The following is a 26,026-nucleotide window of genomic DNA, read 5'->3' on the forward strand; positions in this document are numbered from 1 at the left end:
ATTACAGCGGGTGGCGCTCCAGCTTCTGGCCCTCCTCGTCGAGTGGACCGAACGGCGGGATCTGCTGCGTCCCGACGAGCGAGCGCGCGGTGGCCTGGTCGGCCAGCCCCGCCCACTCCAGCACCTTGGCGGTCGCCTCCGCCGACTCCGCCGCCGGCAGCTTGCCGATGTTGGAGCCGTGGTTGCCGCCCGGCACCGTGTAGACGTAGCTGTCCTCGCTGCCCCAGCCGAGCTCGAACGGCTTGGCGCCCCATGGGTCGTTGCCGCCGTAGACGAACATGATCCGCTCGGCGCTGCGCTTCACCCAGCGGTCGATGTCACGCATCGCGTACGGGTTGAAGGCGGTCGGGATCTCCTTCGGCACGTAGGCCCGCGGCGCGTACAGCTCCTTGTAGTCGTAGTGCAGCAGGTCCTTCAGGTACGAGACGTCGAAGTAGGGCGCGCCCAGCTCCGTCGCGGCCTGGTAGTAGTACGCGGTGTACTTCGCCAGAGCCTGGTCGCTGGCCGTGGTGACGCCCTCCTGCGCGTCGAACCACTTGTACAGCTCGTCGTCGGTCGCGGTGGCCGCCACCGGGACCTTGGCGCAGTCGGACGCCATGCTGTACTGCCAGAACCCCCAGACCACGTCGAGCACGCTGCCCTCGTAGGCCCGGTCGGCCGTCCGGAGGACGTTGAAGGTGGAGCCGGCGGTCTTGTTGTCGGCCTCGAAGCGGGGCTCCAGCCGGTCCCGGCGCACCAGCAGCTCGCGCTGGACGGCGTTGAGCGCCGCCCGGCACTCGGGGGTGCCGACGTTCTGGAAGAACTCGGTGTACGGGGCGTCGTCGCTGACGTCGGTGTTGTTCGGCGCGACGTACGCGATCGTGCCCGCCACGTCGTCCGGGTAGAACCGGCGGTAGTAGGTGGACGACATGCCGCCCTTGCTGGCGCCGGTGGACAGCCACTCGCGCTGGTAGATCTTCTTGAGCGCGGTGACGAGCCGGTGCGAGTCGGCGGCGGCCTGGCGGATGCCGGCCTTGGTCCAGTCGGCCGGGTCGGGGCGCGACGGGGTGAAGAACCGGTACTCGATGGAGACCTGGTTGCCGTCGACCAGCCGGGTCGGCTCGGTGCGCGACGGGTTGGTGCCGAGCGTGTAGCCGTTGGTGTAGAAGACGGTCGGGCGGTCGTAGCCGCGGTGCAGCACGCTGAAGCGCTGCTGGAAGGTGCCCAGCCAGGGGTGGAAGTGGTCGATCGGCTGGGTGTAGGTGAGCAGGAAGTAGCGGTGACCGGTGGTGGTCGGCTTCTCCTCGGTGACGGTCATCCCGGGGATCGCCGCCAGGCGGGCCTTGATGTCGGCGTTCGGGTCGGCGGCGACGTCGCTCTGCGCGACATGGTCCCGGCCCTCGGCGAACGCCGGGCTCGCCAGGCCGCCGACGGCCAGCAGCGGTATCAGCAGAGCGGAGACCAGTAGTCTTCTGAGCGTGGTGGTCATCAAATCTCCATCTCGTCAACGGACATGACAGGCGCCTTGTCGGCACAACTCTGCGGTGCGGGCGGTGCGTCGGCCGTCCGGTAGACGGCCGAATGGGCCACCCGCCGGTCGCGGGTGACCCATCGGGGAACGGTGCTGGTCAGGGGCGGGGCAGGACGCAGTCGGGCAGGGTGAGGTCGAGCCGGTTCCCGGCGGCGAAGCAGGCCGGAAGGAGGTAGGTCTCCTGGGCGTAGCCGATGCCCTGGTGGACCGTCACCGCGCCGGTCTGGTCGACCTCGCACGGGTTGTTGAGCGTGCAGGACTCGCCATTCTCGTTGATGGTGTTGTTGACGGCGACCACCTGACCGGTGTTCGCGTCGACCACCGGCGAGCCGGAGGTGCCGCCGATCACGTTGCAGCCGGAGGTGTAGCGGACCGAGTCCTTGAACGTCCAGTCGGCTTCCTGCAGTTGGTACGCGAAGCCGTCGACCGAGCAGGAGTAGATCCGCTTCCAGTAGCCGGAGACCACCCGAATGTCGACCCCCTGGGCGGGGTGGGCGGCGGAGACGGTCAGCGGGGCGATCCCGTACTGGGACTGGATCGCGTCGTAGCTGCTGTCGAGCTGGTAGATCGACACGTCGGTGTCGGTCATCGCGCCGTAGACCACCTTGGTGGCGTTCAGCGTGGCGACGCCGCCGCCGGAGCCGCTGAGCAGTGTGAAGGTACGGCTGGACGGCTGATCGACGACCACCTCGCCGGGGCCCGGCATCCCGGACTCCAGGCAGTGGCCGTTGGAGAGGACGAGCGCCGGATCGCTTCCGGCCGAACGGGGCATCCGGACCAGCGAGCCGGAACAGTTGCTGAGCGCCACCGTGCCGGCGAAGTCGACGGCGGCGAGGGGCGGGGCGGCCCTGGTGTCCGTGGCGGGGTGGGCCGCCGTCCAGCCGTTCGCGGCGGCGGTGGTGGCGGTCTGGCTGTTCACGGTGGTGGCGGTCTGGCTGTTCACGGTGGTGGCGGCGGCATGGGCCGGGACGGCTCCGGTCAGTGCGGTGGCTCCGGCGACAAGGACGGCGGCGAGCGCACCTATGAGCGGCTTCCTCATGAGAGACCTCTCGGTGTGGGGGCCCACCAAACCTGTCGCGGACATGACGCTATGTCAAGAGGCCTACCCCCCCAGAGAAGCCGCTCGGGCGCGCCACGGTCTCACCCGCCCGCCGTCACCGCCTCCGGCCGGCCGGCTCGGTCAACTCCCTTGCCAGTGCCGCCTACCGAGGCTGATCAGGCGCAACTGAAGCCGCGCAGTGGCGGCGATGCGCGCCTCGCGGGCCGGATCCGCCTCCTGCGCGTCCAACGCTTCCAGGAAGGCGGCGGCCGTGGACACCATGTGGTCCACATACAACTCGGCGAGCATCCGCAGGTCGCCCTCGCTCCAGCCCTTCGAGGCCGACTGGAGCCTGAGAGCCGCGCACACCTCTTCGGCGAAGCGGCCGAGTTCGGCGTCGATCGCCTCGCGCACCCGCCGGACCCCGCCGTGCCGCTCGCGCGCGAGGAAGCGGACGTGCGGCCGGTGCTCGCGGACGTGCTGCTGGATGACGTCCACCGCACGGTCGATCAGTTCCTCCGCGCCGCCCGCCCCGGTGAGCACCGAGCGGATCATGACGTGCAGGCTGGCCAGTGACTCCTCGACCAGCGCGACGCCAAGCGCGGCGAGGTCAGGGAAGTGCCGGTAAAAGGCGGCCGGCGAGAGCCCGGCAGCGCGGGTGACCTCGCGCACGCCGAGGCTCGCGAGGTTCTGGTCGGCCAGCAGGCCCAGGCCCGCGTCCAGCAACGCCCGGCGGCTCTGCTGCTTCTGGGCCTGCCTGGCCCCAACGGTGTGATTCACGTCATTCAGTAAACAAGTGTTTGCCGAACTTGGCCAGCCGGGCGTAGAGTGAGGTGAAGTCAGTGAACACTTGTCAACCGAAATCGGGTATCGAGCCGGCAGTCGAGACCGTCAGCCAATGCGGTCGTCGAAGCCGGCAACCCCGAGCCGGCACCCGAGGCCGGAGTCGAACACCGGCAATTGAACACCGGCAATCGAAACCGAAAGGAAGGGCCAGCCGTGATCCTGCTCTCCGCCCTGGTCGCGATGGGCGTCCTGATCGGCGCCGCCGCGCACACCTCGCTCCCGGTCTTCCTCACCGCCTCCGCCGCCATCACCGCCTGGCTGCTCGCCTTCGGCGCCCGCGAGGGCCTCGCCCGCCTACGGCAGCGCTGACCCCGACCCCCGCCCGGCGCACTCACCAGAGAGGAACCGCCACCGCCATGAGCACCGCCACCGACCACCGGCCCGTCACCCGCCGCCCGGCCGCGGCCGTCGAGGCCGACAACCTGGCCGTCGCCTCCTTCCTGCTCGGACTCCCGGGCCTGCTGATCTTCAACATCGTCCTGGGGCCGCTCGCCATCACCCTCGCCACGCTGGCGCTGGTCCGCGGCACCCGGCGCCGCGGCCGGGCCGTCCTGGGTCTGGTGCTCGGCATCGCCGCACTGGCGATCTTCACCGCCACCACCATCTCCGCGCACGGCGTGATCATGGAGTTCGGTTCCTGAGCCCGGCTCCGAGTCCCGACCCCCGGAGTGCCGGCCCCCGAGTCCCGCCCCCCGAGTCCTGGCCCCCGGAGTGCCGGCTTCCGAGCTCGGCTACTGACTTCGGTTGCTGAGCCCGAATCCTGACTCCGGCTCCTGAACCCGGCAATCCTTACTTGCCCACGTCAGACCCACCTTTCGAACGGCTGATCCCGCCAACCTGCCCCGCGACTCCCGCCTGCACCCGTACTGTGGCGGCAACGGCCGGGTGACCACAGGGGGCAGGAGTGACTACCGAGTACCGCACGAGCACACAGCCGGAGCCCACCGGAGCGGGCGGGCGGCTGCTCGCTGTGAGCGACCTGCACATCACCTACCAGGAGAACCGTGACCTGGTGGAGAAGCTCCAGCCCACGACCCCCGACGACTGGCTGATCGTCGCCGGCGACGTCGCCGAGCTGACCACCAGCATCGAGTGGACGCTCGGCCTGCTCGCCGAACGCTTCGCCCGCGTGGTATGGGCCCCCGGCAACCACGAGCTGTGGACCCACCCCGAGGACCCGGTGCAGCTGCGCGGCGTCGCCCGCTACGAGCACCTGGTGGAGCTGTGCCGCGGCCTCGGTGTGGTCACCCCGGAGGACCCGTACCCGGTCTGGCAGGGCGCTGGCGGACCGGTCGCCGTCGCCCCGCTCTTCCTCCTCTACGACTACTCCTTCCGTGCGCCCGGCACGACCACCAAGGAGGACTCCCTGGCGGCGGCCTACGAGAGCGGCATCGTCTGCGCGGACGAGCGGATGCTCCACCCGGACCCATTCCCGGACCGCGACTCCTGGTGCCGCGAGCGCGTCCGGCTGACCGAGCAGCGCCTGGCGGCCTGCGACCCGGACGTGCCATTGGTGCTGGTCAACCACTACCCGCTGGTCCGCCACCCCACCGAGATCCTCTGGTACCCCGAGTTCGCCCAGTGGTGCGGCACCGAGCTGACGGCCGACTGGCACCGCCGCTTCAACACCGCCGCGATGATCTACGGCCATCTGCACATCCCCCGGAAGACCAGCTACGACGGCGTGCCCTTCGAGGAGGTCTCGCTCGGCTACCCGCGCGAGTGGCGCCGCCGCGGCCTGCCGAACCCGCTGCTGCGGGAGGTGTTCCCGCGCGCTGCGAGCTGACCTTCCATCTCACCTCCTACTCCGTACCGCCGACGCCGTAGATCTCGACGGCGTCGGCGAGCGGGCGTTGGTCTCGCGCTCTACGTCGAGGGTCATCATCTGCCGGCACCCCCTCCGCCGCGGTCGCGCGGCGATCGCGGCGACTCGCTGAGCACGGCCCGCTTGGCGCGGTACTCCTCGGCGTCGATGTCACCCTCGGCGTAGCGGCGGCCCAGGACGGCCATCGGGTGGTCCGCGCCGTGCGCGAAGCCGCGCCGCCAGACCGTCCGGCGCAGCACCGCGATCACCAGGATCAACACGGCGATCCAGACCAGCGGGAACAGCAGGATCCAGGGACCGGGCCCGTCCCGGTCGGCCAGCAGCGTGTACATGGTGGTTCATCTCCTCGGCGGTTGGGCCTCCAGCACCTCGGGCGGTTCCCGAAGTGCCTGAAGCGTCCCGCAGAGCGGTCTCATCACGCGTCCTACCAGCAGCGGCAGTTGGAATACTCCCGGGAGAGTACGGACGGTCCGCGACACGCCGGGCCGGGAGTAGCGTGAAGAGGGCCTCAGCCCAGCCAGCCAGGCCGCACCAGCCCCGACTCGTAGGCCAGCACGACGAGTTGCGCCCGGTCCCGGGCACCGAGCTTGATCATCGCGTGGCTGACGTGGGTCTTCGCGGTCAGCGGGCTGACCACCAGGCGCCGCGCGATCTCCTCGTTGGACAGCCCCATCCCGACCAGCGCCAGCACCTCCCGCTCGCGCTCGGTGAGCATGGAGATGTCCGCCAGCCCGGCAGGCGCCGCCTCGGGTGCCTTCGACCGGGCCGCGAACTCGCCGATCAGCCGCCGTGTCACGCCGGGGGAGAGCAGAGCGTCGCCCGCGACCGCGACCCGGATCGCGCGCAGCAGGTCCGCCGGGTCGGTGTCCTTGACCAGGAAGCCCGCCGCCCCCGACCGCAGCGCCTCGAAGACGTACTCGTCCAGCTCGAAGGTGGTCAGCACGACCACCCGAACGGAGGACAGCGCCGGATCCTCGGCGATCCGCCGGGTCGCCTCCAGGCCGTCCATCCGCGGCATCCGGATGTCCATCAGCACGACGTCCGGCACGAGTTCGCGGGCGAGCCGGAGCGCGGCCTCGCCGTCGTCCGCCTCGCCGACCACGGTGAGGTCGTCCTGCAGGTCCAGCAGGGCGCGGAAGCCCGCCCGCACCAGCAGCTGGTCGTCCGCCAGCAGTACCCGAATCACTCGCCCTCCGCCTTCGGTGTCGGCAGCTCCGCCCGGACCCGGAACCCACCGCCGGGCAGCGGCCCCGCGGAGATGGTGCCACCGAACGCGGCCACCCGTTCGCGCATCCCGGCCAGTCCGCTGCCCGTCCCACCGGCGTCGCCGAGCACCGCCGGCCCCGGGTCCTCGACCCTGACGACCAGCACGCCCGGGACGGTCCAGTCGAGGACGACGACCGCCTGCCGGGCCACCGAGTGCCGGATGACGTTGGTCAGCGCCTCCTGGACGATCCGGAAGGCGGTGAGGTCGACTGCTGCGGTGAGCGGGCGTCGCTCGCCACGCTCGTGCATTTCGACGGCCAGGCCCACCCGGTCGGCCTGGGCGGTGAGTTCGTCGAGCCGGTCCAGCCCGGGCGCCGGGGTGCGCGGCGCCGCCCCGGGTCCGCGCAGCGTCGCGAGCACCTGGCGGACCTCGCCGAGAGCCTCCTTGCTGGTCGACTTGATGGTGGTCAGCGCGGTGCGGGCCTCCTCCGGCCGCCGGTCGAGCAGCGCGAGCGCGACCCCCGCCTGGATGTTGATCAGTGACAGGCTGTGCGCCAGGATGTCGTGCAACTCCCGTGCCATCTTCAGCCGTTCCTCGTCGGCCCGGCGCTGCGCCAACTGCTGCCGGTAGGCCCGGTGGGCGGCGATCCGCTCGCGCCGGAACCGGACGATCTCGGCGACCGCCATCACCAGCAACAGCCAGGCCAGCAAGCCGAGTTCCTGCTGCCAGGAGAATGTGGACGGCGGCGTGCGCTGCCAGCTGCGCGGCAGCACGAAGGTGACCAGCACGTGCACCAGGTACACCCCCGCCAGCCCGGCCCAGGCCGCCCGGCGGTGCCCGCCGCCGATCGCCGCGCAGCAGGCGATCAGCCAGCTCACGAACACCGGCCCATACGGATACCCGGCCGCCAGGTACGTCGCCGTCACGACGGAGGTACCTGCCACCACAGCGAGCGGCCACCGGCCGCGCAGCACCAACAGGGCCGGTCCGAGTAGCAACAGAACGTAGCCGAAGGCGTCCAGCGAGACCCGCCCGCCCTGGTTCCGCCCGGCCAGCGTCGACCCGACCACCTGCACCACCGCGACCGCCGCGGCCACCGCCAGCCCGGGCGGCCGGCCCCGCGCGCCCGCCCGCGCCCACGGCGGACGCCATGGCGGCCCGGGCGGCTCCTCGTGCGGCCCGGCAGGCGGCTGTTCCGGCGACGGGGACGTGGGCGGCATCATGCCCGGAAGGCTAGACCCGCGCCCCACCCTCGGGCGTCCTCCACCAGTGGCGGTCGGGCGTACGCCCGCGGGAGTACGCCTGACCCATGCCGTTCCAGCCCCCAGCCCCCAGCCCCCCAGGAGCGTCAGTCCGCAGCCGCCGAAAGCGTCGTCGCCGCGAAAACACCGAAGGGCCGGCCGGAAGGCATGCGCCTCCCGAACCGGCCCTGGCGGTCGGTGGGCGCGGACGGCTTCGAACCGCCGACATCTGCTTTACAAGATCAAACGCAGTCGCCCGCAACCAGCTTGCATATCCTCCGGCGGACCGAAGCGAGTGTTTCCCGGAGTGTGCGGGTCCACCTCCGTCCAGAGATGTTGGTGTCAGTGGCGATGTCAGCCCCCTGGTGCATACCCGGGGGCGCTTGGACCTCTGGTGGGGCCCGACGGGTGGGTCAGCGCCACTCCAGGACGACGTCGCCGTAGCCCGAGGGAAGTCGCCCTCGCCGGGGGTGATCTGCTGGGGCTGGGCGCCAGGGGCGAGGTCGGTGACGAATGCGGTCTCCTGCTTGCCCTGGACGGAACGGAACAGGAGCTTCTTGCCGTCGGCGGAGACGGCCTTCGAGAGGTTCTTCCGGTCGGTGGCCGGGAGCAGGACGGGGCCGGCGGCGTCTGTGGTGAAGCCTGGGCAGGAGCTGCGCCGGAGCTTCCCGAGGCGGGCGCCTGCCCGGAGCTTCCACAGGCGGTGACCAGCGGAAGCAGCAGAGCAGCCGCTGCCATGAGCTGCCGCCCGGTCCGCCCGTTCTCCGTCACGACCATCGAGAGCCATCAGTTGTGCGACCACGCGTCAGAAGCTGACGACAGAAACGATCAAAGGATCTCAGACTCCGGTGCAGCCGCGTCGTTGATCAACCACGTTCCGTCCGGCCTGAGGCAGTCACGCAGCTGTCCACGCACAACGACAGCGGGCCTACCGGATCCCTCCAGCAGGGGCCTCTGACCTGGGTCGGGGTGGCGGGATTGAACCCACGACCTCTTCGTCCCGAATGAGGTCCGGGGTATAGGCCGACCTGCGCGGATTGACGTTCGCCCTGGTCAGAATGTTGGTTTGCGTTGGCCTTGGCGTGGCCGGGACGGCCTCGGTTCCGAGATCTCCTCAGGATTCTCCCAGGGCGATCCGTGTCGGACCGTCTGGGCGATCGGGCCTGCTCGATGTTGTTGCCGGCCATCGTGCGAGCGTCCGATTTCGGCCACTCCCCGGTAGGCGGGCGAGGGGCGACCCGATGGGGTGTGAGGGGAGGGCGCGGGGAGAGGGTGGTCGCCCGAGAGATGGGGCGGCCACCCTCAGGGCCCGTGCGCGGCAACGCAGTTAGTGCCCGGAGGTGTCCCTGCTTCCATGGTGGAGTCCACGACGCCCAGGGGACCGGCGCAGTGGCCGGATTCAGCGCTGACGTGAGGGTGTCATCGCGGACGCCTACAGGGCAACCATTTCCTGGACTAACCCGCACCAATCCCGAGCCAGCCATGGCTGTGGCCTGCGGTGTTTCCCACCCGTTCCGCTACTGGTGAAGTTTCCGACACGTCCTGGGCTCGGACAGGCATGAATCAAAGTGCGATAGAGCTGAATTCGGATTCGTCCCTTGCCTGTTGCCGGTGAGAGGATCACACCGCGCCCAAGGGAGGGGACGGCAATCCCCTTTCGCGGTGGGCGTGTTGGTGGAGTCCCGCAGATCGCACGAATAGGCCATCACGCGTGCGCTGCACAAACCGCACGGCCCGTGTCCTCGTCCGGGTCGTGTCCCTCACGACGCTAGGAGCAACACATGCGCGCTTGGCTGCGCAGTCGCACCACCGCACCCAGCCTGGTCCCGCCGTCCGGCTCTCCGCAGCGGCCCCGTCCCACGCAGGGCGCCGGCTCGCTGCGGGGCGGGGAGGTGGTGATCGTCGTCGTCATCACGGTCCTGGCCGCGGTCCTAGCCGCGCTCGGCCTGCCGCTGGCCGGGATCCTCGACCTCCTGGGCGGTGCCGCGTTCCTGGCCGGCCGCACCGTCCAGAGTCTGCGCGCCACCCACGCGGAGGGGCGGATCTGACCTCTCATGGGACGGCGTGAACACGCCGTTGCCGCCGATACCAAGCAGCTGGAATCGCTGGCGCTGTGGCTCCGTGAACAGCGCCAGCGGTCCGGCCTCACCTACGCGGCAATGGCCAAGACAACCCAGTACCACCGAACCATGCTCTCCCGGGGCGCCAGCGGCGAGCGGGTGCCCTCCTGGCAGCTCGTGGAGGAGTTCACCGCCGCCTGCGGCGGCGACCTCGCCCGAGCCCGGCAGCTGTGGCGCTCCGCCCGCCTGGCCGAACAGAAGCGGCGCCGCCGCACCCACCACGCCCGCGACCACAGCTTCGGTGATCTGCGAAGCGTGATGAACGACTTCCTAGACTCCGAAGCCGCCCGCCACCCCGACGTCATCGAGGACTTCGGGCAGCTGTGCAGGGCGATGGTGGAGCTGCGGGCGCGCTCGGGCCAGCCCTCGCTTCGGGAACTGGAGAAGAGAGCGGGACGCCGCGAGGACGGTGGGCTGGTGCTGCCCAAGAGCACGCTCTGCGCGATCTTACGCGGCAGCGCGATACCCAGCCGGCAGCACGTGATCGCGCTCGTGCGTGGCCTTGGGGTGTCCGCGACCATGATGGCGGCATGGGCGGGCGCGTGGGACCGGGCCAGCCACAATCGGATGCGCCCCGACAAGCCCCGCCTGGCCCGTCCGCGCCGGCTTTTGCCACCACCCCGCCCTCTGCCCGCCCTCCTCGTCGCCGACCTCTTCCAAGAGGACGAGCGCGGCGAGGTGCCCGGGCTGATGCGCGACATCAGCTACCTGCGTCACCACTTCCTGCGCCAGTCGAAGAGCCTGCGCGGCTTTGTCGAGGCCCCCGGCCCCATGACCCCCAACCTGCCGTCCGGCACAACCAGTGCGGGCCTGCCTATCCGGGTCCCGCGTCGCTACTGCCCGCCCACCTCACCCCGTAGATCCTGAGCCCCGACCCCAACAGCCCAGAGCCGACCCGTCGCCGGGTCCCCAGCCCGGGCCCCGGCCCCAACCCCCTCCCGAAACACTCCGGCTACCACACGACGCTCCGGCCGGACCGCCGCCCTCACCCCGACCACTCGGGAAACCCCATGCCCGCGACGACGCCACCGCCTGCCCGCACCTCACCCCACCGACCCCAGCGCACGGGCGCCGCTTTCCTCGACCCTGACTTCGGCCTGCGCGCCCTTCACGACCTCAACCACGACCGATACCTGCGCTACGCCGCTCTCCTCCTGCCAGCGGCTGAGGCGTACCAGGCCATCAAGGCGGCGTACGACGAACTCGCCGAACGCTGGCCTCGCGTCCTGGCCGCTCGCAGCCCGGCCGCCTGCGCCTGGCAGACCGTGCGCCGCCGCGTCTGCGCGCTGGCGGGCCCTCACCCGCTCGGCTCGGTATCCCACCTGAGTGAGACTCAACAGGATGTACTCGTGCTTCACCTCGTCCTCGATCTGCCCAAAGCCGAGGTCGCCGCGCTCACCGGCACCGATCCCGCCACCGTCCACGCCCACCTGCGCTCCCTTGGCAGCGCGGCGGGCCACCTGGCGTGACCTGCGGCAGCCGGCAGCCGCAACGCAGGTCGTCGATACAGGTTGGCGGCTGACACCGCGCAGTGAGTGGTGAGTCCCGCGCGAATGGCAGGGGTCACAGCAGAGTGCTGTGACCCCTGCCATTCGCGCTCTAACTACGAAGAGCGGGAAGCGCCGACCGGTGCCGCTCCCCCCGGATCTGCGTGGCGGCGCTGCGCTGGCACCGGATGCGGCAGGACAAGGCCCGGCGCGCGGCCAGGGAGAAGTGGGAGGAGAGCGGCTACATCTTCACCACCCGAACCGGCCGGCCGATCGAGCCGACCAACCTCTACCGCTCGTTCGTCCGGGTGTCCAAGGCTGCCGAGGTCCCGGCCATCCGGCTGCACGACGCCCGGCACGGGTGCTCGACGCTGCTCGTCGCGTGCGGCGTGCCGCCGCGGGTGGTGATGGAGATCCTCGGCCACAGTCAGATCGGGCTGACGATGAACGTCTACACCCACGTCGCCCAAGACACCCAGCGCGAGGCGCTCGGCAACATAGATCGGCTGCTCAATCGCCGCCACTGATGTCAGCCTGAGATGACAAATGCCCCGGACCGCGATCGGTCCGGGGCACTTGCGCTGGTGGGCGCGGACGGTTTCGAACCGCCGACATCTGCTTTGTAAGAGCAGCGCTCTACCACTGAGCTACGCGCCCCCCGTCGCGGCCCTTCGGGGGCACGACGACTGCCTAGGGTACCCGGTCGTGGGGGGTGGTGTTGCGCGGGTGGTCGGGGAGTGGGACGGGTGGGGTGCCCGTGGGGTGGGGTGATCGGGAAGAATGGCGGCGGATCAGCGATCGGAGCAGGGAGCGCGCAGTGACGGTGGCCGGCGGGAGCGGGCAGGGGCGGCGTCGGGCCGGGAGTGCGCTGGCCGACGCTCTGGTGCTGCCGGTGGTGATCGCGGGTGCGCTGGGGGCGTTCGGGCTGGCGTCGGCCGGGAGCAGCGGCTGGTGGGGGCGGCGCGGCGGGGACGGGGTGCGGGCGGACGCCCGGGCGGCCCGGGACGCGGCGCAGGAGGCGTTCTACGAGCTGGACTCGACGCAGCGCGAGGTGCAGCTGGCGGTGGAGACGGTCCGGGCGGCCGGGGACGGCGCGACCTCGCAGCGGGCGCAGGCGGACTTCGAGGCGATCTCCGGCCGGGTGAACCAGGTCACCGTGAACTACCTGGGCGCGCTGGACGCGTACGACCTGGATGACGAGACGCTGGACGCCGGGGCGGCGGCGCAGGCCCGGCGCGTGCTGGAGGACGTCCGGGGGCAGCTCGGGTCGGCGCGTGCGGAGCTGAACGAGTTCCTGCAGCACCTCCAGCCGACGCTGCAGCACGCCGAGCAGCAGCTGATGCGTGTCACCCCGGCCGTCGAGCAGGCGAAGCGCGCGCTGCTGGCGGCGAGCAACGAGCTGGACGCGGTGCGCGCCGCCGGTCTGCGGGCGGACGACCTGGCGGCCCGGCTGGCCGAGCTGGCGCCGGAGCTGGGGCGGCTGAACGAGGGCGCGGCCCGGCACGGCGTGGCGGCGACCCTGCAACGAGCCGACAGCGTGCGGCAGCGGGCGGACGCTGTCGCGGCGGACGCGGCGCAGCTGCCGGAGCGGGCACGGGAGATCGACCGGCGGGTGGGGAGCCTGCGGACCCGGATCCAGGCGCTGGAGACGAAGGCTGCGACGGTCGAGCCGGCGCTGAGCGAGCTGCGGCGCCGGTTCAGCGCGGCCTGCTGGCAGGACCTCCAGCGGGTGCCGGAGCAGGTCGCGGAGACCGGGCGGGCGGCGGAGCGGAAGCTGGCGGAGGCGTCGCGGGCCCGCGACGAGCAGCGCTGGGCGGACGCGACGGGCGCCATCGGCACCGTCCGCTCGCTGCTGGACACCGCGGACGGTTCGGTGGTCGCGGTGAACGAGCGGCTGCGACAGCTGAACGAGGTGCAGCACGACCCGAACCGGGAGGTCGAGCGGGCCCGGTTCGCCCTGCGCGACGCGCAGCGGCTGGCGATGGCCGGCCGCCAGGCGCCGGACCCGCGGCACGCGGCACCGCTGGACGAGGCGGTCGCCCGGCTGGACCGGGCGGTGGCCGTGCTGGAGGCGGCGGGCCGGCACCCGGACTACTGGCAGTTCCTGACGGAGCTGGCGGGGGTGCGGGAGACCGCGGCCCGGGTGATCGAGCTGATCCGCGGCGATCTCGGCGGTCACCGGTAGCGACGGCAAGGACGTCACCGGTAGACCGGCAGGGCACCGGTAGGGACGGCAAGCAGTCACCGGTAGACCAGCAAGGCACCGGCAAGGCACCGGCATGCCCAGCAAGGACGTCACCGCCGACACCGGCCAGGACGACGCATCGGTACCCTGCCCCTATGCCACGCTACGACTTCCGCTGCCGCTCCTGCGGCGCCACGTTCGAGCTGCGCCGCACGATGGCGCAGGCCAACGACCCCGCCGTCTGCCCGCAGGGCCACGAGGACACGGTGAAGCTGCTGTCCACCGTCGCCGTCACCGGCAGCAGCAGCACGCCGCAGCGCCAGGCCCCCGCCGGCGGAGGCGGAGGCGGCTGCTGCGGCGGAGGGTGCTGCGGCTAAGACGACACGGCCGGTCTAAGCGGGAACCGCCGCCACCTCACCCCGCACCCGCGCCAGGACCCGTCGGACGATCTCCTCCCCCGCCGCCACCCCCACCTCGTCCAGGGCGGTGACGCCGGGGGCCGTCCAGCCGCCGTCGGCGAGTTCGCCGTGCCCGGGCCGCCAGGCGGCGTCGGCGGCGAGCAGCAGGTCGGCGTCGAGCAGGGAGTCCCCGGCGGCGAGCACGGTGGACGCGCCGGTCCGCCGGACGACTTCGGCGAGGGCGGCGCTCTTGGAGAGCGGCGCCGGCACGGCGTACACCTTGCGGCCCTGGAGCGAGACGGTCCAGCCGCGTTCGGCGCACCAGCCGGTGAGCCCGTCGAGCCAGCCGTCCGGCAGTTGCGCGCGCTCGACGACGAGGTACGCGAACGACTCGTCGGCGACGCGCCGCTTGTGCGTCCACTCCGGGTCGGCGCACAGGGCGAGGTGCTCGACGATCTCGGCGAGCGGTGCCGAGGCGTCGGCGAGCCGCGCGGTGATCTCGGCGCGCCAGTCCCGGTCCGGCACGCCGTCGACGAGCAGCTGCCCGCCGTTGCCGCAGATCGCGTACGGGGGGATCCAGCCGGGCGTCGGGCCGGGCAGGTTGATCCGCTCGTACTGGGCGAGGGTGCGGGTGGTCGAAGGCACGAAGCAGGCCTCGCGGGTGAGTTCGACGAGCAGCGCCGCGGCCTGTTCGGTCATGAACGAGAGCGCCCTGCCGTCGTGCACCTCGACGCAGAGCAGCCGCGGGGCGAGCCGGTCGGGGACGTCCAGGGCGAGGGCCCGGTTGGAGTAGATCAGGGTGCGGTCCAGGTCGCTGGCCACGAGGACGCTCATCAGGACTCCTTCACCGGAACGGCCTTGCCGGTGGGCCCGGTTGCTCCGCGGCTGTAGTGGGGGTGGATGAGACCGACGCAGGTGTACGGCAGGCCGTCGACCTCCTCGACCGGGACGCCGCGCTGGGCGGCGAGCAGGCGCACGTGGTCGAGGTCGGGGCCGGCGCCGCGGCGGGCGAGGACCCGCCAGGGGACGCGGCGCAGCAGCACCCGGGTGGTCTCGCCGACGCCGGGCTTGACCAGGTTGACGCTGCCGATGCCGTACTCGGCGCTGATCCGCTCGACGGCGGCCCAGCCGGCCCAGTCGGGCGTGCGGTCGGGGGCCGCGCCGAGCCGGTCGGCGGCCAGGAGCGCCTCCGCGCGGACGGCGGCGAAGTGGTCGGTCACGGTGTCGAGGAAGGCGGCGGAGACGTCCCCGCCGGCCAGCTCGGTGTAGTGCTTGGCGCCGTGGAAGTCGTCCGGGCCGATCAGGTCGTCGCGCAGGACGGTGCGCGAAACCAGGCCGGACACCGTGGAGTTGAGGCAGGCGGAGGGGATCAGGAAGTCATCTCGGGTGCCGTGGGTGCGCACGCAGCGGCCGGGGTCGGCGAGGACGGCGAGGTCGGGGTCGAAGGGCGTGCCGGCGAGGGCGTCGGCGAGTTCGCGGGCGATCGCGCCCTTGCCCGTCCAGCCGTCGACGAACACGACGTCCGGGGCGTGGTGGCGGGCCGCGAGGTAGCGCAGGGCGACGGGGTCGATGCCCCGACCGCGGACGATCGAGACGGCGTAGTGCGGGGTGTCCAGGCCGTGCGCGAAGGCGAGCCAGCGGCGTACCAGGATGCCGACGGGCGTGCCGGCCCGGGCCAGCGAGGCGAGCACCACGCCCCGCCCGCGCTCGCGCACCAGCGTCTCGGCGACGGTGCCGACGGCGAGGGCGATCCGGCGGGCGGAGACGCGCAGCGCCTGGTGGAACAGCTCCTGGTACTCGGGGCTGGGCTGGTACTCGACCGGCAGCGATTCGGCGTAGTGCGCCCCGCCGTTCTGGACGGCCTCCTCGCGCTCCTCGGTGGGGGCTTCGAGTGCGAGGCCGGAGAGGTCCTTGAGCAGCCAGGCCACCTCGTCGGGGCGGTAGGACGAGAACGCGGGGCCGCGCAGCGGGCGGGGCAGTGCCCGGACGGGCGCGGGAACGGGCCGGTGGGACGGCAGCACCGCGAGCACCACCCGGTCGGTGACCTGCCGCAGCTGGGTGAGCAGCGCGCGCTCGCCCTCGTGCAGGGCGGGGGTGTCGGCGACGTCGTCGACGACCAGCACGACGGCGTCGAAGCGGCGGGCCAGGTCGGCGCCGGGAGCGACGTTGTACGCGTAGCGCTCGCGCGAGGCGTCGTCCTGCGGGTCGTCGTGGGCGGGGAAGGCAAGGCGGGTGCGGATGGCGTAGCCGGGGTCGTCCACGGCGAGGACGGGCGAGCGGGTCGTGGTGGAGTACCGGACGCGGTCGCCGCCGAGCCGGTCGGCGAGCGCGTCGGCGAGGCGCAGCGGCGTGTACATCAGCTCCTCGAAGCCCAACACCAGGGCGCGGCGCGGCAGTTCGGCACCGAGCGCGTCGGCCAGCTGCCGCGCCAGCGCGGGCAGCGCGGCGTCGAGCCGGGCGCGGTGCTCGGCGGTGAACCCGTGCCGCCCGCCGTCGGGCAGGCCGGCGGGCCAGTCCAGGTCGACCCGGACGAGCGGGGCGGGCGCGGCCGGCGGGAGGTCGGGGGCCGGACCGGCCTCGGCGATCAGCCGCTCGGCGCGGTCGAGGAGGTCGGCGGGCAGCCGGACGGCACCGGTGGCGGCGGCCACCAGGTCCAGCCGGACGCCGAGTTCGGCGGCGGCGTCGGCGAGCCGGCGCCGGTCGGCCTCGGCGCGCAGGTCGACGAGCGCGACGACGACGTAGTGGGCGCGCGGGTGGCGGGCGTGCAGTTCGCGGATGGTGTTGAGGACGGTCCGGCCGGTCGAGAACTCATCGTCGACGAGCACCAACGGGCCGTCCCCGGCGAGGAGTTCGGGGTCGGCGGGGAGGAGCAGGTGAGCGGTGGCGTGCGAGTGCTCCTCCTCGAAACCGCCGAGCGGGGGCACGCCGGGCACCGGGCGGCGGGTGGAGTGCAGGTAGGGGGCGGCGAGGCCGTCGGCGACGCTGTGGCCGAGCGCGGTCGCCGTCTCCGCGTAGCCGAGGACGACGGCCCGCGCGGCGGCCTCGGCACCGAGCAGCTCGCGGACCCGGCGGCCGAGGTCGAGCCCTGCGCCGTGGACGACCGAGGGGCGCTGCGGGACGTGCTTGCCGAGCACGGTGGAGACCAGCAGGTGGGCGCGCTTGCGGTTCTCGCGCAGGGCCAGGCCGACCAGGGCGGTGAGGCGGTCGGATCCGGCGAGGTCGACCCCGGCCCGGTCGGCGACCCAGCGGCCGGTCCACGTCTGCTCTGCTGTCACTCTGGTCCTGCTTTCGCTCTGGTCCCGCACTCTGGTCCTGCTTTCGGTGGTACGACGGTGAAACGACGGGGCGAACAGACGGGGCGAACAGACGGGGCGAACGGACGGGGTGAACGGACGGGGTGAACAGACGGGCGAACAGACGGGCGAACAGGGGACGCTCAGGCTCAGGCCCCGCACAGGCAGGCCGACAGCAGTTCCGCGAAGCTCACGTCCTCCCGGGCCACCCCGAACACCTCCGCGCGCAGCAGTACCCGCTCCGCCCAGGCCCGGTGCGGCCGGGCCTCGTTCATCTTGTTGGTGTACGCCGAGCGCAGCACCCCGCCGCCGTCCTGCTCCTGGCGGAGGATGTCCCGGGCGTCGCAGTACTCCTCGTGCGTGACCACCGAGAGGGCGTGGACTGCGGGGACGTGGCTGGGGTGGATGCAGGTCTTGCCCAGCAGGCCGTTGGCGCGGTCGAGTTCAATCTCCCGGATCAGCCCGTCCAGGTCGTGTTCGATGATCCGCCGGCGGACCTCCTCGCCGGAGGTCCGGGCCGCCCCGGACGCCTCGGCGAAGCCGGACGCCTCGGCGAACGGGGTGCGCCGCAGCTGCGGCTTGAACATCCGCTCCTGGACCGGGAAGTACTCCCAGACCGGCCCGGTGACGGTGAACCCGGTGCCGTCCGCCCGGCCGAGGACGTTGACCACGTCGCCGATCACCCCGGCGACGAGCGCGACGTCGTACGCGGTGAGGTCGGGCGAGCGGCGCAGGCCGTACGCGGAGCAGAGGTCGGTGACGCCGAGGCGGACGGCGAGCACCCGGTCGCGGTGCTCGGCGAGCAGCCGGGCGATGCCGAAGAGCTGCTCGCGCCTGGTCTCCAGGTGGGCGAGTTCGGGCGACTCCAGCACGGGCATCGCGAACAGCCGCCGTCCGCCGACGGTCTCGGCCTCGGCGAGCGCGTCGAGGTACGCGCGGCCGCTCCGCCCGGTGAACTTGGGCAAGACGAAGCCAGTGAGCAGGGCGGCGGCCGGTCCGAGCCGCCGGGTGAGGTCCACGATCTGGGAGGCAGCGCGAACTCTGATGAAGAGCAGGGGATGAACATGTGCGCAGTCAGTGAAATCATTGACCAGGTCCGCGAACTGCTCGACGAGGTTGCGCTCTCCCGCGTCCACCTCGTGGTCGGCGATCGCGTCCTCCAGGCAGAGCACCATCGACACCACGCCCCGAGCAGCCTGTTTGCGGATGTCGGCGGCCAGCGCGGGCCTGGTGGCGGGGCTGTAGAGGGTGCCGCCGAGCGCGGTGGCGAGCACCGCCGCATCGCTCTCCGGGGAGAACGGCCGAGGCTGTTCGAGGAAGAGCCGGCCGCGTACGTCGTCGGCGAGGTGGCCGAAATGGCGCAAGGTGCTCTCCTCAGAGGTTTCGACGGCCGCCGGTCCGGTTCCGGGGGTGCGAGGCGGCGTGCGGCGGCACGGGACGACACGATGGTTAACCGGTCCACCGGGCATGGTGGTTCCCGGCCACGGGACTGCGGCTGCCCTCCGCGCCCCGCCCTTCTCGTGCGCTCCTTCGTCCGCCCTTCGCCACGCCCTCCCGGGCCGTCCGGCGGCCCATCGTACGGACGAGTTCCGGCCGAATGCGGCTCGGCCCCCGTCCCGGACCACCGGAGTCCCGGAAGACTACCGTCCGCTTCACCCGGACTTGCCGACACCCGGCAACGGGCCGTCAAACGCAAGCCTTGGCAAAATCCGCCGCACCCGCGGCGGCTTCGGTCACGTTGTCCGAAGGGGTGGCGAAGAGGCAGGATGGTCGGCTATGACGCACGTGATGGCCAAGGGCGCCAACATCGCACTGCCGGCCGCGGCGGTCCGCGCCGTGCTGCGCTGGAGCGCCACGCCCGGTGCGCCGGACGTGGACGCGTCCGCGCTGCTGCTCGGCACCGACGGCAGGGTCCGTTCGGATGCCGACTTCGTCTTCTACAACCAGCCGCGGCACCCCTCCGGCCTGGTCCGCCACCTGCCCAAGCAGCAGACCCCGGACGGCGCCGAGATCACCGACACCGTCGAGGTCGAGCTGGCCAAGCTGCCGGCCGACGTGGACCGGGTGGTCCTGGCGGGCTCGGCCGAGGGCGGCGCCTTCGGTGCCGTGGCCGGGCTGCGCGTGCTGCTCTTCGACGCCGCGGCCGGCGAGAACGGGCCCGCGATCGCCGAGTTCGCGGTCACCGACGCCGACGCCGTCACCGCGCTGGTCGCGGGCGAGCTGTACCGGCGGGCCGGCGCCTGGAAGTTCCGGGCGGTCGGCCAGGGCTACGCCTCCGGGCTGATCGGACTGGCCACCGACTTCGGCATCACCGTCGACGACGAGGCGGAGGCCGCGGCCAACCCGCCCGTGCCCCCGGCACCCGCGCCCACCCACGCCGTCGACCCGCGCAGCACCCCGCTGCCCGATCCGCGCCCGGCCGCCCGGCCCGAGCCCGGCACCTTCACCCTGGCTCCGGCGGTCCCGCAGAACGCGGCCCGCCAGGAGGCCGCCACGGGCGCCGCCGCCAACGCACCGGCGACCCCGCCCCCGCCCACCGCGGCGCCGACGACCGGCACCACCGCTCCCCCGCCGCCCTCGACCCCGCCGACGATGACGCCGTCCGCCGTACCCCCGACCACCCCGCCGCCGCCGGCGCACCCCGCCCCGCAGCCCGGCACCGGGTACGGCTACCCGCCCCCGCAGTCCGGTACGGGCTACGGCTATCCGCCGCCGCCCGCGCAGGCCGGCTACGGCTACCCCCCGCCGAACCCGGCACAGCCGCCGGCCGGCTACGGGTACCCGCCGCAGACCCCGTCGGTCCCGCACCAGCCGCACGCCGCCGGCGGCTACGGCTACCCGCCGCCCGCGAACACCGGGCAGCAGCAGCCCCAGCACCCGGCCCCGCCGCAGACGAACCAAGCCCAGCCCCCGGCCGAGGAGTTCGCGCTGCCGCCGCAGGGCCCGCAGTTCCAGCCCCGCTGACGGACGCACCCGGCTCCGAAGACACCCGACGAGACCCGACAAGACTCGACGAGACCCGCCGAGCCCCGCCGCGCGAAAGCCGCCACCCACGACGGCCGCCCGGCGGGGCTCGTCACACTCCTACTCGCTCCCCGGCGGGCTCTTGTACCCGCGCTGCCACTGCATCCCGAACCCGTACAGCCGGTCGATGTCCGCCTGGAACCCGTTGACGTACCGCACCTCGCGACGCACCGTCAGCTGGTTGTCCCCCGCGTTCTCGATCAGCACCACCGCGCACGAGCGCGCCGCCCGGGCCCGCTCCTCCAGCTTGATCTCAATCCGCGGCCCGGTCTGCGGCACGATCGTCACCACCGCGTGGGACTGCTCGAAGGCCGGTGTGCCGTCGTAGATGTAGACGAAGATCAGCAGCCGTTTGAACTTGTCCTTCTTCTCCAGGTTGACGTACATCGTCTCGCCCGACGGCGCCCCGTACTGGTCGTCGCCGCTGAGCTTGATGTACGGCGGCTGCTGGAGGTCACCGAAGAAGTTGCCGAGCGGCTGCACCACGCCCCGGGTGCCGTCGGAGAGTTCGTACATGCACGCCAGGTCGAGGTCGACGTTCACCTGTGCGCTGCCCTGCGGCGAGTCCGGCTCCATCGGGCTCAGGATGCGCGGGCTGAACATGCGCCTGAACGTCTCCCGGCTGCTCGGCCGGGCGCCGCCGGAGCGCATGGTCCAGTGCAGGTTGACGTAGAGGTAGCCGGTGGTGGCCGCGGAGCCGGTGATCGCGTGCTGCGGGGCCGACTTGGTGAGGGTGACCTTGTGCTGGCCGCCCGGGTTGTCGAACGTGTAGTTCCGGTCCCCGCGCAGGTACTCCCAGATCGAGACCATCCAGTCCTCCCCCTGCCTCCGCCAGGCGATCTGACGGTCCGTCGCTCCATGATCGGGCATCGAACCGGCCGACGGATACCCGAAACCTCCCTCTCCCCTACCCCGCCGGGCCCACCGGCGTTCACCGGCGGGCCGATTGGCCGGAGGAAGCCGCCCTCCCGTACCATGCGGCCCCTTCGGACGCGATATCGTCTAGCCGCACAGGTGTCCCGTCCGCCCCTGCGCGGGCGCGCGGGGCACGCCGTGCGGCGACGAACTGACCGTCAGGTCATGTCATATATACGGACTTTGACCACATGCGTCGCATCGTGAACCCCGTCCCCTGCCGGAAACCCGAGGCCCGACCCGCAATGAACCTGACCTCCATACAGCTGGTCTGGACCGTCGTCGGCGGCGCAGCCCTGCTGTTCGTCGCCGTCCTGGTGGCGACGCTGCGCTTCAAGAACACCAACAAGGACGACTCCGGCGACTCCTGGGAGCGCAGCGAGGAGCGCCGGCGCCGCAAGGAGATGATCTACGGGATCTCCTCCTACACACTGCTGTTCTGCTGCGCCGGCGTCGCGGCCGCGCTGTCCTTCCACGGCCTGGTGGGCTTCGGCAAGGAGAACCTGGGCCTGTCGAACGGCTGGGAGTACCTCGTCCCGTTCGGTCTGGACGGCGCCGCGATGTTCTGCTCGGTGCTCGCCGTCCGCGAGGCCAGCCACGGTGACGCCGCGCTCGGATCCCGTCTGCTGGTCTGGGTGTTCGCGATCGCCTCGGCCTGGTTCAACTGGGTGCACGCGCCGCGCGGTCTCGGCCACGCCGGCGCCCCGCAGTTCTTCTCCGGCATGTCGATCTCGGCGGCGATCCTGTTCGACCGGGCGCTGAAGCAGACCCGCAAGGCCGCGCTGCGCGAGCAGGGCCTGGTGCCGCGCCCGCTGCCGCAGATCCGGATCGTCCGCTGGCTGCGCGCCCCGCGCGAGACGTACGCGGCGTGGTCGCTGATGCTGCTGGAGAACGTCCGCAGCCTGGACGAGGCCGTCGAGGAGGTGCGCGAGGAGCGCCAGGCGAAGCTGGACGCCAAGGCGCGCGCCCGGACGGCCGACCGTCGCGAGCGGGCCGAGCTGAAGGCGATCTCGCGCCAGGGCGGCATGTTCGCACGGGCCCGCGGCGGCCGTCAGGTGCCCGCGCTCACCGCTGCCGGCGACGGCCCGACCGCTACGGAGCCTGCCCTAGCCGCCGGTTCGGACACCACCGCCTCGAACTCCGCGACCTCCGCGCTCGAACCCGCCTCGCTGAGCGCCCTGGACGCCGGCCGCCGCCCGCGTGCCGCCGTCGGCTCGTCGTCGTCCTACTCCGCGCCGACGACGTACTCCTCGGCCTCGTCCACCGCCGACTCGACGAGCTCCTCCTACCGCAGCTCGGCGATCGACCTGACGGCCGACGACGACACCCTGTCGATGCCGAAGCTGGACTCCCTGGAGCGCAAGCTGCGCGCGATCGAGCAGCAGCTCGGCTGACGCCCGGCGCAAAGCGAACGGCCGCCCCCGGAATCCCGGAGGCGGCCGTTTCGCGTGCCCGGCAGGCTACTTGCCGGCACTCACCAGTTCGTTCTCGTCGTTCGCGCCCTCGCGCCTGTTGCGCAGGATCGACGAGCCGAGCGCCAGCCCGATGAAGGCGACGCCGATCAGCCCGGTGACGATCTCCGGGATGTGGTACTTGATGCCGACCAGCAGGATCACCGAGAGCGCGCCGATCGCGTAGTGCGCGCCGTGCTCCAGGTAGACGTAGTCGTCCAGGGTGCCCTTGCGGACCAGGAAGACGGTCAGCGAACGGATGTACATCGCGCCGATGCCGAGGCCCAGCGTGATCATGAAGATGTCGTTGGAGATGGCGAACGCGCCGACCACGCCGTCGAAGGAGAACGAGGCGTCCAGGACCTCCAGGTAGAGGAAGAGGAAGAACGCGGCCTTGCCGGCCACCTGGACGAGGGACTTCCCGGCCTTCTCGGCCTCCTCCTCGCGCTCGGCCTCCTCCTCCAGGCCCGACTCGAAGATCGACGAGAGGCCGCCGACCACGAGGTAGGTGACCAGGCCGAGGATTCCGGCGAGCAGGACGGTCTCGGCGTGCTCCCCGGCGAAGAAGTGGGCCGAGAGCACCAGCGCGACCAGTGCGATCACCGAGGAGAAGGCGTCCAGCTTGCCGACCTTCTCCAGCGGGCGCTCGATCCAGGCGAGCCAGTTGTGCTCCTTCTCCTCGAACGCGAAGTCGAGGAAGATCATGAGCAGGAAGATGCCGCCGAACGCCGCGATCGCGGGGTTGGCCGCCTCCAGGTACTGGCCGTACGTGAGGCCGTTGTGGGTGTTGTCCGGGTGGAGCGCGAGGTCGATGACCGTGGCCGGATTGAGCTTGGCGGTGAGGCCGACGACCAGCAGCGGGAAGACCAGGCGCATGCCGAAGACGGCGATCAGCACGCCGACCGTCAGGAAGATCTTCTGCCAGAACGGGTTCATCCGCTTCAGCACCGTGGCGTTGACCACCGCGTTGTCGAACGACAGGGAGATCTCCAGGACGGAGAGGATCAGCACGACGCCGAAGCCTTCAGCTCCCCAGAGCAGGCCGGCCGCGATCAGGCCGACGACGGTGATCGCGAACGACCAGCCGAAAGTGCGGAGGAACACGGGACTTGGTTACCTTTCGGGTTCGGGGCGTGCCGGGGTGCGGCCTCGTCCCGAGACGCCCTGACCGGGCCGGGCCCGGTCAGGTCACCCCCGCACTGCCCTCTGTTCTCATGACCATGAAGTGAGTGCGATCAGTCTGATTTTCGCCAGATCGCCCTTACTGTACGTTTACGCCGAAATCGAGGGCGATGCCCCGGAGGCCGGATGCGTAGCCCTGGCCCACCGCGCGGAACTTCCACTCGCCCGCGTAGCGGTACAGCTCGCCGAAGATCATCGCCGTCTCGCTGGACGCGTCCTCGGTGAGGTCGTAGCGGGCGATCTCCTGACCGTCCACGGAATTGACGACCCGGATGTAGGCGTTGCGCACCTGGCCGAAGTTCTGCAGGCGCGACTCGGCGTCGTAGATCGACACCGCGAAGACCACCTTGTCCGCCTGGGCCGGGATCAGCTCCAGGTTGACCAGGACCACCTCGTCGTCGCCGGACTCCTCGCCACCGGTGAGGTTGTCACCGGTGTGCTCGACGGAGCCCTCCGGGCTCTTGAGGTTGTTGTAGAACACGAAGTACTCGTCACCGAGCACCCGGCCCCCGCCGCAGATCAGTGCGCTCGCGTCGAGGTCGAACGGTGCGCCCGTGGTCGAGCGGGCGGACCAGCCGAGACCGATCTGCACCTGCGTCAGATTCGGTGCGGCCTTGCTGAGCGAGACGTTCCCGCCCTTGGCGAGCGTGACAACCATGACTTGTTCTTCCTCCCTGCCTTCTCCCGGGGCGCGACATTCCAGGTTTAGTCCACCGCGACCCCGGGCGGCCCCCTTTGGCCGCCTGAACTTCCTGAACTCACATCCTCGCAGCGCCCCGGGCAGCACGAAGCCGGAACGGCCGCGGACCCCGAGGTGTCCACGGCCGCCCCGGCCGGGTGGTGCCGCGTCAGGCGAGGACCGGCCCGTCCGCGGACGGATCGGACCGCGCGACGCCACGGCGGACGGCGCAGCAGCCGCGACGCGTCAGACGTTGACGCCGAAGTCCTGGGCGATGCCGCGCAGGCCGGAGGCGTAGCCCTGGCCGATGGCGCGGAACTTCCACTCGCCGCCGCTGCGGTACAGCTCGCCGAAGACCATCGCGGTCTCGGTCGAGGCGTCCTCGGAGAGGTCGTAGCGGGCCAGCTCGTTGTTGTCGGCCTGGTTGACCACGCGGATGAACGCGTTGCGCACCTGGCCGAAGTTCTGCGACCGGGTCTCGGCGTCGTAGATGGAGACCGGGAAGACGATCTTCTGGACGTCGGCCGGGACGGAGGTCAGGTTGACCTTGATCGCCTCGTCGTCGCCCTCGCCCTCGCCGGTGCGGTTGTCACCGGTGTGCTCGACCGAGCCGTCCGGGCTCCGCAGGTTGTTGAAGAAGACGAAGTTGCCGTCCGTGGCGACCTTGCCCTGGTCGTTGCAGAGCAGCGCGCTGGCGTCCAGGTCGAAGTCCGTACCGGTGGTGGTCCGGACGTCCCAGCCCAGGCCGACGATCACGGCCGCGAGGCCCGGGGCCTCCTTGGTGAGCGAGACATTGCCGCCCTTGCTCAGGCTGACTCCCACGTGTCCTCCAAGAATCGGGAGGCACACGCTGGTACCCCCGGGTGGTGCGGTCCGAGGCGCCGGCCGGCCAGCGGCTCCCGTGCCTCCTCCGATCAACGGCTCGAGCGTAGTGCGGGGTTCCCGTCCGGACACGCATGCGGGCCCGGCGCGGCCGTTCGAGTTCGGCCGGCCGGGCCCGTACGGCCGTGCGCCGGCGTCAGAGCGCGCCGAGGACCTTCAGGTACTCCTGCTCGTCCCGGGCGTCCGGGAGGTCGTTCACGACGTTCCAGCGGACCACGCCCGCCTTGTCGATCACGAAGGTGCCGCGCAGCGCGCAGCCCTTCTCCTCGTTGAAGACGCCGTAGGCGCGGGAGACCTCGCCGTGCGGCCAGAAGTCCGACAGCAGCGGGTAGTCCAGGCCCTCCTGGTCGGCGTAGACGCGCTGGGTGAACGGCGAGTCGTTGGAGACGCCGAGCACCTGGACCTCGTCGTTCTGCAGTCGCGGCAGTTCCTTCTGGATCGCGCAGACCTCGCCGGTGCAGACGCCGGTGAAGGAGAACGGGTAGAAGACCAGGACGACGTTCTTCTCGCCCCGGAAGTCGGAGAGCCGGACCAGCTCGCCGTGCTGGTTCCTGAGCTCGAAGTCCGGAGCCTCGGTACCGACCTCGATGGCCATGGTGGGACCTTTCTGGTGCGACGGCGCCGCGCGGCGGGCGCGGCGAGCCACATCCTTGCATCCGTTCGAGTGGATTCGGCCGGACGGGTGAGGCGCAGGGCCGTTCGGTCGTCCGCTTTCGCCCTGGGCGAACGCCACTGCGGTGGC

General features: G+C 71.8%; 24 protein-coding genes, 1 tRNA gene and 1 pseudogene. 11 read left to right on the forward strand and 15 right to left on the reverse strand.

Annotation, left to right across the window (positions count from 1 at the left end; all coding sequences use genetic code 11):
* Nucleotide 1: 1 nt before the first annotated feature.
* From F7Q99_RS06995 to F7Q99_RS07005, 3 genes are all read right to left on the reverse strand, one after another.
* Nucleotides 2–1,468: a S28 family serine protease gene (locus F7Q99_RS06995; RefSeq protein WP_153460525.1), complete on the reverse strand. Its 1,467-nt coding sequence runs from the start codon at nt 1,466–1,468 to the stop codon at nt 2–4.
* Nucleotides 1,469–1,607: 139 nt separating this feature from the next.
* Nucleotides 1,608–2,549: a trypsin-like peptidase domain-containing protein gene (locus tag F7Q99_RS07000; RefSeq protein WP_153460526.1), complete on the reverse strand. Its 942-nt coding sequence runs from the start codon at nt 2,547–2,549 to the stop codon at nt 1,608–1,610.
* 141 nt (nt 2,550–2,690) lie between these two features.
* A complete protein-coding gene (locus F7Q99_RS07005) occupies nt 2,691–3,329 on the reverse strand; it encodes a TetR family transcriptional regulator (protein ID WP_326846360.1) in 639 nt (212 codons plus the stop codon).
* A 219-nt stretch (nt 3,330–3,548) separates the two neighbouring features.
* Here F7Q99_RS07005 and F7Q99_RS07010 point away from each other — a divergent pair, with 219 nt between their 5' ends.
* The 3 genes from F7Q99_RS07010 (at nt 3,549) to F7Q99_RS07020 (ending at nt 5,181) form a co-directional block, all read left to right on the forward strand.
* Nucleotides 3,549–3,704, forward strand: a complete 156-nt coding sequence (locus F7Q99_RS07010; protein ID WP_153460528.1) for a hypothetical protein — start codon at nt 3,549–3,551, stop codon at nt 3,702–3,704.
* Nucleotides 3,705–3,751: 47 nt separating this feature from the next.
* Nucleotides 3,752–4,036 (forward strand): DUF4190 domain-containing protein, encoded by a 285-nt coding sequence (locus F7Q99_RS07015; protein ID WP_153460529.1) that lies wholly within the window; start codon nt 3,752–3,754, stop codon nt 4,034–4,036.
* 263 nt (nt 4,037–4,299) lie between these two features.
* A complete protein-coding gene (locus tag F7Q99_RS07020; protein WP_326846361.1) occupies nt 4,300–5,181 on the forward strand; it encodes a metallophosphoesterase family protein in 882 nt (293 codons plus the stop codon).
* Nucleotides 5,182–5,276: 95 nt separating this feature from the next.
* Here the strand turns inward: F7Q99_RS07020 and F7Q99_RS07025 are convergent, their stop codons facing one another.
* From F7Q99_RS07025 to F7Q99_RS07035, 3 genes are all read right to left on the reverse strand, one after another.
* Nucleotides 5,277–5,552 (reverse strand): SHOCT domain-containing protein, encoded by a 276-nt coding sequence (locus tag F7Q99_RS07025; protein WP_153460530.1) that lies wholly within the window; start codon nt 5,550–5,552, stop codon nt 5,277–5,279.
* Between the two features lie 176 nt (nt 5,553–5,728).
* Entirely contained in the window at nt 5,729–6,406 is a 678-nt protein-coding gene (locus F7Q99_RS07030; protein ID WP_326846362.1) for a response regulator transcription factor, read from the reverse strand.
* Entirely contained in the window at nt 6,403–7,650 is a 1,248-nt protein-coding gene (locus tag F7Q99_RS07035; protein WP_230210168.1) for a sensor histidine kinase, read from the reverse strand. Before F7Q99_RS07035 ends, F7Q99_RS07030 begins: the two co-directional genes overlap by 4 nt.
* A gap of 1,799 nt (nt 7,651–9,449) precedes the next feature.
* Between F7Q99_RS07035 and F7Q99_RS07040 the strand changes: the two genes are divergently transcribed.
* From F7Q99_RS07040 to F7Q99_RS07055, 4 genes and pseudogenes are all read left to right on the forward strand, one after another.
* Entirely contained in the window at nt 9,450–9,716 is a 267-nt protein-coding gene (locus F7Q99_RS07040; RefSeq protein ID WP_153460531.1) for a hypothetical protein, read from the forward strand.
* A gap of 6 nt (nt 9,717–9,722) precedes the next feature.
* A complete protein-coding gene (locus F7Q99_RS07045; protein WP_153460532.1) occupies nt 9,723–10,655 on the forward strand; it encodes a helix-turn-helix domain-containing protein in 933 nt (310 codons plus the stop codon).
* Between the two features lie 143 nt (nt 10,656–10,798).
* Nucleotides 10,799–11,257 (forward strand): sigma factor-like helix-turn-helix DNA-binding protein, encoded by a 459-nt coding sequence (locus F7Q99_RS07050; protein WP_153460533.1) that lies wholly within the window; start codon nt 10,799–10,801, stop codon nt 11,255–11,257.
* Nucleotides 11,258–11,396: 139 nt separating this feature from the next.
* Nucleotides 11,397–11,802, forward strand: a pseudogene (locus tag F7Q99_RS07055) (tyrosine-type recombinase/integrase); the annotation flags it as partial.
* 55 nt (nt 11,803–11,857) lie between these two features.
* Here the strand turns inward: F7Q99_RS07055 and F7Q99_RS07060 are convergent.
* Nucleotides 11,858–11,932 (reverse strand) — tRNA-Val (locus F7Q99_RS07060).
* 160 nt (nt 11,933–12,092) lie between these two features.
* Between F7Q99_RS07060 and F7Q99_RS07065 the strand changes: the two genes are divergently transcribed.
* Both F7Q99_RS07065 and F7Q99_RS07070 read left to right on the forward strand, forming a co-directional pair.
* Nucleotides 12,093–13,460, forward strand: a complete 1,368-nt coding sequence (locus F7Q99_RS07065) for a hypothetical protein (protein WP_153460535.1) — start codon at nt 12,093–12,095, stop codon at nt 13,458–13,460.
* A gap of 155 nt (nt 13,461–13,615) precedes the next feature.
* Nucleotides 13,616–13,837: an FmdB family zinc ribbon protein gene (locus F7Q99_RS07070; RefSeq protein ID WP_153460536.1), complete on the forward strand. Its 222-nt coding sequence runs from the start codon at nt 13,616–13,618 to the stop codon at nt 13,835–13,837.
* Nucleotides 13,838–13,852: 15 nt separating this feature from the next.
* Here the strand turns inward: F7Q99_RS07070 and F7Q99_RS07075 are convergent, their stop codons facing one another.
* The 3 genes from F7Q99_RS07075 to F7Q99_RS07085 form a co-directional block, all read right to left on the reverse strand.
* Nucleotides 13,853–14,692: an HAD family hydrolase gene (locus F7Q99_RS07075; protein ID WP_153460537.1), complete on the reverse strand. Its 840-nt coding sequence runs from the start codon at nt 14,690–14,692 to the stop codon at nt 13,853–13,855.
* Nucleotides 14,692–17,133: a phosphoribosyltransferase gene (locus F7Q99_RS07080; protein WP_326846363.1), complete on the reverse strand. Its 2,442-nt coding sequence runs from the start codon at nt 17,131–17,133 to the stop codon at nt 14,692–14,694. Before F7Q99_RS07080 ends, F7Q99_RS07075 begins: the two co-directional genes overlap by 1 nt.
* Before the next feature lie 167 nt (nt 17,134–17,300).
* The gene (locus F7Q99_RS07085) at nt 17,301–18,515 is read right to left on the reverse strand and encodes an HpcH/HpaI aldolase/citrate lyase family protein (protein WP_153460538.1); all 1,215 of its coding nucleotides are present in this window, start codon (nt 18,513–18,515) and stop codon (nt 17,301–17,303) included.
* 412 nt (nt 18,516–18,927) lie between these two features.
* On the opposite strand from F7Q99_RS07085, the gene F7Q99_RS07090 reads away from it, so the two are divergent.
* On the forward strand, nt 18,928–20,115 hold the full coding sequence (locus F7Q99_RS07090; protein WP_153460539.1) for a TerD family protein: 1,188 nt from the start codon (nt 18,928–18,930) through the stop codon (nt 20,113–20,115).
* A 120-nt stretch (nt 20,116–20,235) separates the two neighbouring features.
* On the opposite strand, the gene F7Q99_RS07095 is transcribed toward F7Q99_RS07090, so the two are convergent.
* Nucleotides 20,236–20,985 (reverse strand): TerD family protein, encoded by a 750-nt coding sequence (locus tag F7Q99_RS07095; protein WP_153460540.1) that lies wholly within the window; start codon nt 20,983–20,985, stop codon nt 20,236–20,238.
* Nucleotides 20,986–21,335: 350 nt separating this feature from the next.
* Between F7Q99_RS07095 and F7Q99_RS07100 the strand changes: the two genes are divergently transcribed.
* Nucleotides 21,336–22,484 (forward strand): DUF2637 domain-containing protein, encoded by a 1,149-nt coding sequence (locus F7Q99_RS07100; RefSeq protein WP_153460541.1) that lies wholly within the window; start codon nt 21,336–21,338, stop codon nt 22,482–22,484.
* Between the two features lie 66 nt (nt 22,485–22,550).
* Here the strand turns inward: F7Q99_RS07100 and F7Q99_RS07105 are convergent, their stop codons facing one another.
* The 4 genes from F7Q99_RS07105 to F7Q99_RS07120 form a co-directional block, all read right to left on the reverse strand.
* Nucleotides 22,551–23,645, reverse strand: a complete 1,095-nt coding sequence (locus F7Q99_RS07105) for a DUF475 domain-containing protein (protein ID WP_326846364.1) — start codon at nt 23,643–23,645, stop codon at nt 22,551–22,553.
* 157 nt (nt 23,646–23,802) lie between these two features.
* Entirely contained in the window at nt 23,803–24,381 is a 579-nt protein-coding gene (locus F7Q99_RS07110) for a TerD family protein (protein ID WP_153460542.1), read from the reverse strand.
* A 267-nt stretch (nt 24,382–24,648) separates the two neighbouring features.
* Nucleotides 24,649–25,224, reverse strand: coding sequence for a TerD family protein (locus F7Q99_RS07115; RefSeq protein WP_326846365.1), 576 nt, complete (start codon nt 25,222–25,224; stop codon nt 24,649–24,651).
* Between the two features lie 196 nt (nt 25,225–25,420).
* The gene (locus tag F7Q99_RS07120) at nt 25,421–25,879 is read right to left on the reverse strand and encodes a peroxiredoxin (protein ID WP_153460543.1); all 459 of its coding nucleotides are present in this window, start codon (nt 25,877–25,879) and stop codon (nt 25,421–25,423) included.
* Nucleotides 25,880–26,026: the final 147 nt, after the last annotated feature.

Origin of the sequence: Streptomyces kaniharaensis (assembly GCF_009569385.1) — a bacterium.
Lineage (GTDB): Bacteria > Actinomycetota > Actinomycetes > Streptomycetales > Streptomycetaceae > Kitasatospora > Kitasatospora kaniharaensis.